Below are 12,047 nucleotides of genomic sequence, written 5' to 3' on the forward strand. Positions count from 1 at the left end.
TAACAATAGATTCGATTGTTAAAATGGATTTAAGGAATTCCAAAAGGATTGGAAAAGGGATAGAAGCTAGGAGCTGTTATTAGGAAGCCTTTAGGAAGAAAGGTATAACAATAGATTCGATTGTTAAAATGGATTTAAGGAATTCCAAAAGGATTGGAAAGGAAATGCGCGGAGCGTTAAAGGATACCTTCAGGATAGAAGCGGTTTCAATAGTATTTGATAATACGGAGAAAGGGACAAGCTAAAGGATTAGAAAAAGGAAAAAGCTTAGATTAGCTATTGTCACGGAACCACAAGGGTGTGGAAATTCTCAACGGAATGAATATTAAGACTATAAAAGGGTGAACGCATTAATTGTGTTCACCCTTTTTCATTTATGCTCGAAAATTTTGTTTTACATCAATACCCGACTGCTTTGCTGGGTTATAGTGTTTTTTTGATAAATTAACTAGGAACAAAAATGAGTGAATCAATCCATGGTCATCAAGTAATGGAAATGATGGCCGCGAGTGCAAAAACTTACAGCAAGTCAGCCTTAAAAGCAGAGATAGCCACTAAATTTGGTGAAGATGCGCATTTTCATACTTGTATGCATAGTGATTTGACGGCGGATGCTTTGATCGAGTTTCTTACTTCAAAAGGTAAGTTTGTTGAATCGGAAGAGGGGATTCATATGCCTGAAGATCATCTTTGTTAAGAGTTACTATTAGTGACGCCCTATTTTCAGCCTAGTTGCTCATATTTACCTAGGCTGAACTTCCTTAAGATGTTTAATTGCAGTTCTCCTCGAATTGGTTTGCTCGAGGAGCTTGCTTTGGCTATATTTGCTGCATAAAAATCAGCCTAAACGCTCTTTTATCTGCCAAAGTTTAAATACACCAAAAATAAAAATTTGCATCGCTTCAGATTTAGTTAGTTTAAGTTTTTCTGCAAATGCACCGTAAATAACCAATAATTGGATAAGGTGCATAAAACAGATAAATCCCAGTAACAGGTAAAATACGATGGCCACTTGTCCTGGAAAGGGGGAAAACAGATTGCTTAGTAATAGTCCCCAAATAATGATCATTAGAAACTTAGCAAAGGTAATAAAATAGTTCATTATTCCTCCCGCAAATACAGTTGATAAGCCACTTGTCCTGTAGTTTTTTCTTTTAATAGTTGCCAGCTTCTTGGCAATTCAAGATCAGATAATTGCACTTCCATCTCGATATAAATTAATGCGTGTGCTGCTAAATAACAGTTTTCTTCTAACGCTGCGCAACAGGGTTGCACTAAACCTTTATTAAAAGGAGGATCGACAAAAACAATATCGAATTGTTGTTGCGCTATTTGCTTTAAATAGTTGATAGAGTCGGTTTCAACAACGATTGCATTATCTACTTTTAAGGTTTTTAAGTTTTCACGTAACTGTTGGGCAACATGTTTGTCGCGTTCTAGTAATGTTGCATTTTTTGCAAAACGCGATAGGGCTTCAAAGGCTAAACTGCCACTTCCACTAAAACAATCTAAGCAATTTGCATCACGAACATCGTGCATTAACCAGTTAAATAGTGTCTCTTTGATACGATCCGTTGTTGGTCGTAAACCTTCTTTATCTCTAACTGGCAATTTCTTACCGCGCCATTTTCCTGATATTAAGCGAATAAACCCGTCTTTGATCGATTTTCTGCTTTTTTCGTGAGATTTAACTTGCTGATTTCTACCCATATAATTTTTAGTCCGGCGATAAGATGGTAATATACTGCGATAAAGGATGCCGCTATTTTAGCAGGTCAAATTGGTTGTGAGTAAGGTTTTTAATTAATGGCAAAGAAGAAAGGTCTATTTTCCTGGTTTGGGAAAAAATCAAAACAAGAAACTGCGCAAGATGAAAATGTCGAAGCTGAAAAGCTAGCTGCTGAAAATTTAGCTGCTGAAAAGCTTCCTGCTGAAAAGCTTCCTGCTGAAAAGCTCGCTGCTGAAAAGCTCGCTGCTGAAAAGCTTACTGCTGAAAAGCTTGCTGCTGAAAAGCTAGCCGCTGAAAAGCTAGCCGCTGAAAAGCTAGCCGCTGAAAAGCTTGCTGCTGAAAAGCTTGCTGCTGAAAAGCTTGCTGCTGAAGAGCTTGCCGCTGAAAAGCTTGCTGCTGAAAAGCTTGCTGCTGAAGAGCTTGCCGCTGAAGAGCTTGCCGCTGAAGAGCTTGCCGCTGAAGAGTTGGCTACTGAAAAGCTACAAGCTGAGAAGTTACAATCTGAGAAGTTACGAGCTAAAAAAGAAGAAAAAACATTAGGTTTCTTTGCTCGCTTCAAACAAAGCCTAACTAAAACTCGTTTAAGTATTGGTAGTGGTTTATTCTCTTTATTTAAAGGGAAACAAATTGATGATGATCTTTTTGAAGAGTTAGAAGAGCAATTAATTGTTGCTGATATTGGTGTTGATACAACCTTAAAAATAATTGATAACCTAACTGAACATGCAGATCGTAAACAGCTTAAAGATGCAGAAGCTTTATATAGTTTATTGAAAACCGATCTTTCGGAAATTTTGAATAAAGTGGAGCAACCTTTATCTATTGATGAAAGCAAATCTCCATACGTTATTTTAATGGTTGGTGTTAACGGTGTTGGTAAAACAACCACCATAGGTAAATTAGCCAAAAAGTACCAACAGCAAGGTAAGTCTGTGATGTTAGCTGCAGGAGATACTTTCCGCGCAGCTGCTGTCGAGCAGTTACAAGTATGGGGGGAGCGTAATGATATCCCTGTTATTGCACAGCAGACAGGTGCTGACAGTGCATCTGTTTTATTTGATGCAATGGATGCAGCTAAAGCGCGTGGCGTTGATATTTTGATTGCAGATACTGCCGGACGCCTGCAGAACAAAGATCATTTAATGGATGAGTTAAGCAAAGTGGTGCGTATTATGCGCAAAAAAGATGCCAGTGCACCACACGAAATCATGCTTACTCTTGATGCCGGTACTGGGCAAAATGCCATTAGCCAAGTACAGTTATTTGATCAAGCAGTTGGTATAACTGGGATTACACTAACTAAATTGGATGGGACAGCAAAAGGTGGAATTATTTTCTCGATTGCTGATAAATTTAAATTACCAATTCGTTATATAGGAACAGGTGAAGGCATTGATGATTTGCGAGAATTTAATGCCAAGGAGTTTATTGAAGCACTTTTCTCGAGAGAGGAAGATTCACAACAAGGTGAAAATGAATAATGATTTTATTTGAAGAGGTCAGTAAAGTTTATGCTGGAAATTTCAGCGCATTAAAAGAGGTAGATTTTCACTTAAAACAAGGTGAAATGGCTTTTTTAACGGGCCACTCAGGCTCAGGTAAAAGTACGTTATTAAAATTAATTAGCTTGATGGAGCGACCAACAACGGGGCGAATTGTCTTAAATGGTAATGATATAAGCCATATTAAAGGTAATGATATTCCTTATATGCGTCGTCACATTGGCATGATCTTTCAAGATCACCGTTTATTAATGAATCGAACGGTATTAGAAAATGTTGGTTTGCCACTATTAATAGAAGGCTATAATCAATATGAAATTAAGCGCCGCAGTTTAGTCGCACTTGATAAAGTCGGGTTGTCAGGCAAAGAAGATTATGCGCCGATTCACCTCTCTGGTGGTGAGCAGCAGAGAGTTGGTATTGCACGTGCAATTATTAACCAGCCCCCATTATTACTGGCCGATGAACCAACGGGTAACCTTGACCCCAAATTATCATTAGAGATTTTAAGTTTATTTGAATCACTTAATGAATTTGGCATGTCAGTATTAATCGCTACCCATGATTTAGGCTTGATTGCAAAAATGCGCTATCGCACATTAACCCTTAAAGAGGGAATAATGATCAATGACGGACTAATGAGAGAACGCAATGGCTAAGCAAAAAGCAGACAAAAATGTATTATCGGGTTCACCACGTATTACCAAAGTTTCATTTTTTGGGCGTGTCGCATCAGTTTTTCAGCAACATTTTCAGCAGATTTTCACTAGTTTCTCTGAATTATGGAAAACACCCTTTGCAACCTTAATGACTATTTTGGTGCTGGGCGTTGCTTTATCATTACCAAGTGTTTTTCATGTGCTGTACAAGAATACTGAACGAGTAACTGATCAGTGGGATAAGGCTTCAGAAATCAGCTTGTTTTTGAAAAAAGATATTTCTGAGCAACGCATACAAGTATTGATAAACAAGTTAGGGCTATATGACGATATCGAGGCGGTTACTCATATTACCTCTCATCAAGCTCTGCAGGAGTTTAAAGAGATGTCAGGCTTTTCTAAGGCACTGAATTATCTTGATGAAAATCCATTGCCTGACGTATTAATCGTAGTTCCTGTCGCACAAGCGATGAATATAGCTGGCAGTAAATTGCTGGTTGCTAAGCTTAAAAGAGAGCAGGGGGTTGACCTAGTAAGGGTCGATATTGATTGGATTGAAAAACTGCAAGCCATTTTGTCTGTCGTGGTTGATATTGTAATTGCTATTGCGGTTTTATTATTGCTATCGGTATTACTGATTGTCAGTAATACCATTCGTTTAAATATATTAAACCAACGATCTGAAATTGAAGTGTTTAAATTAGTTGGTGCAACCAATAGCTTTATTCAACGTCCATTTTTATATGTCGGTGCTTGGTATGGTTTATTAGGTGGCCTTATTGCCTGGTTATTAACATTTGGCTTAGTGCAATGGTTACACTCAGGCGTAATTAGTTTAATGGGCTTGTATCAGGTAGAGTTTCAAATTTCGGTTATGAACCTGGAAGAGGTGGCGATTTTAATTGCAGTTGCGACATTCCTTGGTTTTATTGCATCATATATTTCAGTGAAACAATATCTGGTCAAGATCGAACCTAAATGATTTAGTATTTTCATAAAGTGTAAAAAAAAGAGATCTTACTTGATCTCTTTTTTTTTGCTTGTAATATGTGACGCATGTCTCAAAAATCATTGTATTGTATTTGAAAAGAGAAATATGCATAAAATTATTGATGTTAAGTTAACCTCTGTTTTTTCTCCAATTTGCCAAACGCTGATCCACGAGAATATGCCGCAGCATACAATTCAATCTAAAGATGAATGGTTGGATAATTGTACTGAGTTACTTATTATTCGTTTAGATGGGACTGTTATTGGTTATGGTACCTTTGATGTTATTGATGATATAAATGTCAGCATTAATTCGCTGCATTTTCGAAGTATCATAAAAGATCATATGTTAGGGGAATACTGGTTATCACGTCAGTTAAAACGCTATTTACGTAATAATAACTACCTTAATTTTTTGCTAGCCAGTTAATATTTTTATTGTTCTTTTTTTTATTTTGTACTATATAATAGCTCTTTGTTTTTAGACAAAAAGCACAGCAAGTTACGTTTCCATTTTACGTTTTTATCATTCATTCGAAATTAATAAGGTGAAACATGAGTAAAACAATAGATTCAATGAGTTTAGTTCCTCAAGGAAGTATTGGAGCCTATGTTCAATCTGTCAATCAGTTCTCTATGCTTAGTGCAGAAGAGGAGAAAGAGCTTGCGGAACGCTTATTTAATGATGGTGATTTAGACGCTGCGAAAAAATTGGTTATGTCGCATTTACGTTTTGTTGCATATGTAGCTAAAAGTTATGCGGGTTATGGTTTGCCACAAGCCGATTTAATCCAAGAAGGTAATATTGGTTTAATGAAAGCGGTTAAACGTTTTGATCCCTCTGTGGGGGTTCGTTTGGTTTCTTTTGCGGTGCATTGGATAAAAGCTGAAATTCATGAATATGTTATTCGTAACTGGCGTATGGTAAAAGTTGCGACAACTAAAGCACAACGTAAATTGTTTTTTAATCTTCGAAAAGCAAAGAAGCGTCTTGGTTGGTTTAGTCATGATGAAGTGGCAACGGTTGCTGAAAATTTAAATGTTAGCACCACAGATGTGCTGGAAATGGAATCCCGCTTAAATGGGCAAGATCAGTCCTTTGATTTAACTGCGGGTGATTCTGATGACGACGATAATTTTGCCCCTGTTCAATATCTTGAAGATAAAAGCGCAGATGTTGCGGTTACAGTGGAAGCTGAAAATTCGCAGTTACATCTGAAGACTAAACTTTATTCTGCATTATCTCAGCTTGATGAGCGAAGCCAAGATATTGTTAGCTCTCGTTGGTTAAGTGAGCCCAAGGCAACCTTGCAAGATTTAGCGTCGCGATATAACGTTTCAGCTGAGCGTGTTCGCCAACTAGAAGCGAATGCAATTAAAAAGCTTCAATCGAACATGGATTTAGCATAAAGAAAAAGGTGAGCCATAAGCTCACCTTTTTTGTTTCTCCTCTTTAATTCCTTATTTTTATTACAATTCGGTGTCTCATGCCTAAAATTGCTACGCTTGGTCCTAAAGAAACGTTTTCAGATTTGGCAACTCAGCAATACGTAAAAAGCCAAGAGATCCCTTTTGAGATTCAATATTTTACTAGCCTGTCTGATACATTTAAAGCGATTGGTAAAGAGTGTGAAATCGGTGTACTGCCGATTGAAAACTTGTCGGAAGGATATGTTCAAGTTGTATTAGATCATCTGCTCGATACCGATCTTGTGGTTATCTCTGAATTACTTTTACCGATTCAATTCTCTTTTGTTGGTTACTGCGATGATTTATCGCAATTGACTGATCTTTATGTGCAGTTTGTTGCACATGGACAATGCTCTGAATTTATTAACAGATTACAGAATATCAATGTACACAATACACAAAGTAATATTGAGTCGTTAGTACTTGCGCAGAAACAGGGGAAAGGGGCTGGAGCTATTATTCCTCAGCATGCTTTGACTCTGGCTGAAAAGGGCAGTTTAATTAAAAATAATGTCACTAATTATGAGAATAACCAAACTCGGTTTTTAGTGATCAGCAATCAAGCACAAGATCGCTTGCTTGATAAGCATTACAAAACTTCGTTAGTGGTAAAAAATGAAAATGATTGCCCTGGAGTATTGGGTAATATTATTAATGCGTTTGCTCTTCAGAAAGTAAATCTCACCTCGATTATGTCACGTCCAACTAAATCTCAACTTGGTAAATATCACTTCTTTATTGATATCGATGGACACCACTTAGATGCAAATGTTAAGCAGGCATTACAGCAAATAAAAAGCCAATATCCAGTAACGGTTATTGGCTCATATATTAAAGCACAGTGACTTATTTGCGACTCTTAGTATCTCGCAAATAAACAGCAGCTAGTGCAGGGAAACTGCTTATTTAGAGGTGGCATGAAGCACTTTTTAAGCGCTTCAATAAAAACTATCGTCTTACTAAATAAACACCCGCTTCAGTATGATGTGCCTGTTTGAAGGTGCAGCGGAAACTGATCAACTTTCGTTAAGGTGTCGTGCAAAACGTTTGTAAACATTTTCTATCACGTTATCGTCTCACTAAATAAACACCAGCTTCAGTATGATGTGCCTGTTTGAAGGTACCGCGGGAACTGATCAACTTTCGTTAAGGTGTAGTGCAAAACGTTTGTAAACGTTTTCTATCACTTTATCGTCTCACTAAATAAACACCCGCTTCAGTATGATGTGCCTGTTTTAAGGTGCAGCGGGAGCTGATCAACTTACGTTAAGGTATAGTGCAAAACGTTTATAAACGTTTTCCTGCCCTTTATCGTCTCACTAAATAAACACCAGCTTCAGTATGATGTGCCTGTTTGAAGGTGCCGCGGGAACTGATCAACTTTCGTTAAGGTGTAGTGCAAAACGTTTGTAAACGTTTTCTATCACTTTATCGTCTCACTAAATAAACACCCGCTTCTGTATGATGGGTATACGGGAACTGATCAAACAAAGCAAAACGTTTAACGAAATGTGTTTCATTAAACAGTTCAAGATTGTTATGTAAGGTATCTGGATTACAGCTGATATATAAAATATTGTCGTAATTTTGTACCATCTTCACCGTTTCATCATCAAGGCCCGAACGTGGTGGATCTACAAAAATAGTATTACACTGATAATCGCTTAAATTAATGCCTTCTAAACGGTTAAATTCACGTACACCATTAATAGCTTGGGTAAACTCTTCTGCTGACATACGAATAATTGTGACATTATCAATATTGTTTTTAGCGATATTAAACTGTGCAGAATGCACTGATGGTTTGGCTATTTCAGTGGCTAATACTTTATTGAAGTTTTTTGCTAATGCCAGTGAGAAGTTACCGTTACCACAGTAAAGCTCCAGCAGGTCTCCTTGGCTGTTGCGCGTACAGTCGATAGCCCATTCAAGCATCTTTACTGAGACGATAGCATTAGGCTGGGTAAAACTATTTTCAATTTGTTGATAAAACAGTTTGTTGCCGTCAACATCTAATTCTTCAACAACATAATCTTGATCTAGCAATACTTTCTGCTTTTTAGCGCGACCGATGAAATTGATATCAAACTGTTTCGATAACTCCGCTTTAATACGGTTTGCCTCTGCTAACCAGTTATCATCTAACTGCTTATGGTAAAGTAAACTAACAATAACTTGCCCGCTTAAGCTGGATAGAAAATCAACTTGGAATAATTTTCGGCGTAAAATATCGGCTGATTTTAAAAGATTTATTAGCTGTGGCATTAACGCATTAATCAGTGAGCTTGCTGGCGGAAATTGATCAACACGAATTTTTTGTTTAGTTTCCTTATCAAACATAATGTAATAAAGATCATCGCCGTCATGCCATACTCGAAACTCTGAGCGCATACGGTAATTTTGCTTAGGTGAATCAAAACATTCTAGCGCAGGCAGGTTAAATGTCGCAAATTGTTTGTTAAATTGCTCTTTTTTAGCATTTAACTGTTTTTCGTAATTATCTGGATCGACAAATTGCAGACTCATTTTAACCTCATTAGTGTAGTAATTGGGCTGAATTTTAAAGTAGCCTTAGCAACTTGACCAGATAAATTCATTTTATTTCCTATACAGGTTAAAATACTGTCTGTTTATAAATATTGGTGATTTAAGAATGGCTGCAAAACAGGTTTTAATTTTTGATTCTGGGGTAGGTGGTTTATCCGTTTTTCATGAAGTGATACAACAAACTGCCAATATCAATTGTTTTTATCTGTTTGATAATGAGTATTTTCCTTATGGAGAGTTAGATGATGATTTCTTAATTAATCATTTAACAGAATTACTGCTCTCTTTTGTAAAAAAACAAAATATTGATCTGATTATTATCGCCTGCAATTCAGCAAGCACGGTCGCATTACAGGCATTACGAGCCCACTTTTTGATTCCTGTTGTCGGGGTGGTACCTGCGATTAAACCTGCTGCGCAATTAACAAAAAATGGTGTGATAGGTTTATTAGCGACACCAGCTACGATAAAACGAAATTACACTACATTATTAATTAATGAATTTGCCGCAGATATCGAAGTATTAAAAATAGGTTCGACAGAGTTAGTTAAATTAGCTGAAGAAAAACTGCAAGGTTTAGAGGTTGATAAAAAGCGTTTACAAAAGGTGCTTGAGCCTTGGCTCGCGTTGCAGGAAAAGCCTGATACCTTAGTGTTAGGCTGTACCCATTTCCCATTATTAAAAAATGAAATCGCTAGCTGTTTTCAAAACAGGGTGCAATTGGTGGATTCAGGTAAAGCAATTGCAAACCGTGTTTACCAGCTGCTTGGAAGAGATAATAGAAGTCCATTTTCAAATCAGCACCGAGCTTATTACACGAAGGCTTATGAGATAGAGCTAAGTGAAAAATTAAAAGCGTTGCAGACCCGTTTTTTAGCTTACGGATTTAAATCGTTAGATTATTATGCGCATCTTTAATGGCAAAGAGATATATACCCAAACCATGTGAAGATGCATCTTCATGTGGTTTGGGTATAACAAGTAGACTGTTTTTATTTATTTCAGGCAAAAAAATAGGAGCCCTTAGGCTCCTATTTACTGTTTTATAATTTACTACCAATCTCTTTGAAGGTACGTTTGCAAGCCGTTCCATCTTCTTTGAATAGATGACAACGCTCTGCAGGGAATTTGAAGGCAAATTCCTGCTCAAGTGCTATCTCTGCAACATCAAAATAACGGATGATCAAATCACTTTCAATATCTTTTGCTTCTACGTAAATTTGTGTTTCATGACCGAGCTGCTCAAGTACTTGAATTTCACCTGTAAAGCAACCGTCTGCACTGCCGTCACCACACTGGGTTGAACATGACGTATCGACATGCTCTGGACGAATACCAACAGTAACGGCATCTCCAACTTTTAATGTGTCATGCTCAACTTGTACTGTTAATGGCGCTTTGTTTGCTAATTCAACAATAACGCCTTGGTCAGTTAATTCAAGCACTTTAGCTTTCACGAAGTTCATTTTAGGAGAGCCGATAAAGCCTGCAACAAAAAGGTTTTCCGGATTGTGGTATAACTCAAGCGGTGTACCTACTTGTGCAACTTTGCCGTTTTGCAATACGACGATTCGATCTGCCATCGTCATCGCTTCAACCTGATCGTGCGTTACATAAACCATGGTTGAATTAAGACGTTTGTGTAGTTTTGTAATCTCAATACGCATCTGTACACGTAACGATGCATCTAGATTTGAAAGAGGCTCATCAAATAGCAGTACTTTTGGTCGGTTAACCAAAGTACGACCGATAGCAACACGTTGTTGTTGGCCACCTGATAACTCTTTTGGTTTTTTATGTAATTGCGAACCCAATTGTAAAATTGATGATGCGTAATCAAGACGTTCTTGGATTTCCGCTTCTGGGGTTTTAGCTAAACGTAAACCAAAAGTCATATTGTCCTTTAGGTTTAAATGCGGATAAAGTGCATAAGATTGAAAAACCATGCTAATTGAACGCTGTGATGGAGGTGTATCGTTCACACGCGCTCCATCAATATAGAGATCACCTGATGTGATATCTTCTAAACCCGCAATCATGCGTAATAACGTTGTTTTACCACAACCTGATGGGCCAACAAATGCGATAAACTCGCCATCAATAATTTCTAGGTCAACATCTTTTTGTACAACAACATCACCAAATGCTTTAGTTATTTTTTTTAATACAACGCCTGCCATTAACTTTACCTTCTTAATTCTTGATGTTTGTCAGATTTTCTAGTCCATATGGATAAGAGAGTAATCTGAATCTGTATTTTTGCTTGGGGTATATTGTGCTAAGGCAAATGGTGAAACATCCTCCCCCAAGGGGCGTAGGGGGGGTTTTAGGGGGGCTGAGACTGGGCTTTTGAGAACCAGATCTCGTTATTAGTCATTAACGGTTCAATTTGTCATTAATGCTTTGATAAGTTGTTTATTAACATCCCGCATCCATTATTTTTACGTTAACGCTTGTAACTATTTGTTACCTATAGCAAAAAAAGCAAATCGACTGTGCTTTTCTGAAAGACAGCATGAATCCCCGCGCGCTGCGCAGAGACTCATGTTACTAGATGTCGTCAGATGTTGTCAGATGTTCAGTGTTTGTTGGTCAAAATAAAGCCAGCTATACATCGTTGTCTGCAAGCAAAAAAGTGTTGCAGAACTCACTCGCTGATATACCTGAACTGTCTTTCAATTCGCAGCCACCTGAAGCTTTTTTAATCTATCAGAGCCACTAGCTCTTCACTTAGTAGTAAGGCTTCGTTACGATCTTCTAACCCTAATTTCTGATAAACATTACGTATATGCGATTTGACGGTGGTGGGGGCAACTCCCATTGCCTTCGCTATCTGATGATTGCGATAACCAGAATGAATAAAGCCCAGTACCTGCCATTCTCGAGGCGTAAGTTGAATATTTTTAACTAACCTTGGTGCCCGTGAGTGAGATTGGATTTTGATAACAGAAGCTGAATCAAAGGGGTTTTTGGGAGGCTCATTTAAACTGATGCCTGATAATGACAGTAAGTAAGCTAATTTCTCTTTTACTGAATTAATTAAAGAGGGATCTTTTGCCAGTTCCTGATAAACAGGTTTTAAATTAACCGATTCTCGAACAAAACAGGTGTTTAGGCCGGTAAGCAGCGAGGACTCAACGGCTTGCGAC

The 12,047-nt window shown here is 37.7% G+C and carries 13 protein-coding genes; 8 read left to right on the top strand and 5 right to left on the bottom strand.

Annotated features, from left to right (window positions below; translation table 11 throughout):
- Positions 1–460: 460 nt before the first annotated feature.
- Positions 461–697 (top strand): YecH family metal-binding protein, encoded by a 237-nt coding sequence (locus tag AC4GME_RS06480; protein WP_490376802.1) that lies wholly within the window; start codon positions 461–463, stop codon positions 695–697.
- Positions 698–838: 141 nt separating this feature from the next.
- On the opposite strand, the gene AC4GME_RS06485 is transcribed toward AC4GME_RS06480, so the two are convergent.
- Both AC4GME_RS06485 and rsmD read right to left on the bottom strand, forming a co-directional pair.
- On the bottom strand, positions 839–1,102 hold the full coding sequence (locus tag AC4GME_RS06485) for a DUF1145 domain-containing protein (RefSeq protein WP_490376803.1): 264 nt from the start codon (positions 1,100–1,102) through the stop codon (positions 839–841).
- Entirely contained in the window at positions 1,102–1,710 is a 609-nt protein-coding gene (gene rsmD / locus AC4GME_RS06490) for a 16S rRNA (guanine(966)-N(2))-methyltransferase RsmD (RefSeq protein WP_490376804.1), read from the bottom strand. The genes AC4GME_RS06485 and rsmD overlap by 1 nt, the downstream gene beginning before the upstream one ends.
- A 96-nt stretch (positions 1,711–1,806) precedes the next feature.
- Between rsmD and ftsY the strand changes: the two genes are divergently transcribed.
- From ftsY to AC4GME_RS06520, 6 genes are all read left to right on the top strand, one after another.
- Positions 1,807–3,210 (top strand): signal recognition particle-docking protein FtsY, encoded by a 1,404-nt coding sequence (gene ftsY, locus AC4GME_RS06495; protein ID WP_490379155.1) that lies wholly within the window; start codon positions 1,807–1,809, stop codon positions 3,208–3,210.
- Positions 3,210–3,890 (top strand): cell division ATP-binding protein FtsE, encoded by a 681-nt coding sequence (gene ftsE, locus AC4GME_RS06500; RefSeq protein ID WP_490376806.1) that lies wholly within the window; start codon positions 3,210–3,212, stop codon positions 3,888–3,890. Before ftsY ends, ftsE begins: the two co-directional genes overlap by 1 nt.
- Entirely contained in the window at positions 3,883–4,872 is a 990-nt protein-coding gene (gene ftsX, locus AC4GME_RS06505) for a permease-like cell division protein FtsX (protein ID WP_490376807.1), read from the top strand. The genes ftsE and ftsX overlap by 8 nt, the downstream gene beginning before the upstream one ends.
- A gap of 114 nt (positions 4,873–4,986) precedes the next feature.
- Entirely contained in the window at positions 4,987–5,310 is a 324-nt protein-coding gene (locus AC4GME_RS06510; RefSeq protein ID WP_490376808.1) for a hypothetical protein, read from the top strand.
- Between the two features lie 125 nt (positions 5,311–5,435).
- Positions 5,436–6,290 (top strand): RNA polymerase sigma factor RpoH, encoded by an 855-nt coding sequence (gene rpoH, locus AC4GME_RS06515; protein ID WP_490376809.1) that lies wholly within the window; start codon positions 5,436–5,438, stop codon positions 6,288–6,290.
- 77 nt (positions 6,291–6,367) lie between these two features.
- Entirely contained in the window at positions 6,368–7,195 is an 828-nt protein-coding gene (locus tag AC4GME_RS06520) for a prephenate dehydratase (protein WP_490376810.1), read from the top strand.
- Between the two features lie 583 nt (positions 7,196–7,778).
- Here the strand turns inward: AC4GME_RS06520 and trmA are convergent.
- On the bottom strand, positions 7,779–8,876 hold the full coding sequence (gene trmA / locus AC4GME_RS06525) for a tRNA (uridine(54)-C5)-methyltransferase TrmA (protein ID WP_490376811.1): 1,098 nt from the start codon (positions 8,874–8,876) through the stop codon (positions 7,779–7,781).
- 127 nt (positions 8,877–9,003) lie between these two features.
- On the opposite strand from trmA, the gene murI reads away from it, so the two are divergent.
- Positions 9,004–9,816 (top strand): glutamate racemase, encoded by an 813-nt coding sequence (gene murI / locus AC4GME_RS06530; protein ID WP_490376812.1) that lies wholly within the window; start codon positions 9,004–9,006, stop codon positions 9,814–9,816.
- Between the two features lie 125 nt (positions 9,817–9,941).
- On the opposite strand, the gene ugpC is transcribed toward murI, so the two are convergent.
- Positions 9,942–11,078 (bottom strand): sn-glycerol-3-phosphate ABC transporter ATP-binding protein UgpC, encoded by a 1,137-nt coding sequence (gene ugpC / locus AC4GME_RS06535; RefSeq protein ID WP_490376813.1) that lies wholly within the window; start codon positions 11,076–11,078, stop codon positions 9,942–9,944.
- A 521-nt stretch (positions 11,079–11,599) separates the two neighbouring features.
- On the bottom strand, positions 11,600–12,047 hold a 448-nt coding region (locus AC4GME_RS06540), incomplete at its 5' end, for a LuxR C-terminal-related transcriptional regulator (RefSeq protein WP_490379156.1).

The sequence above is a fragment of the Psychromonas sp. genome (assembly GCF_983033635.1).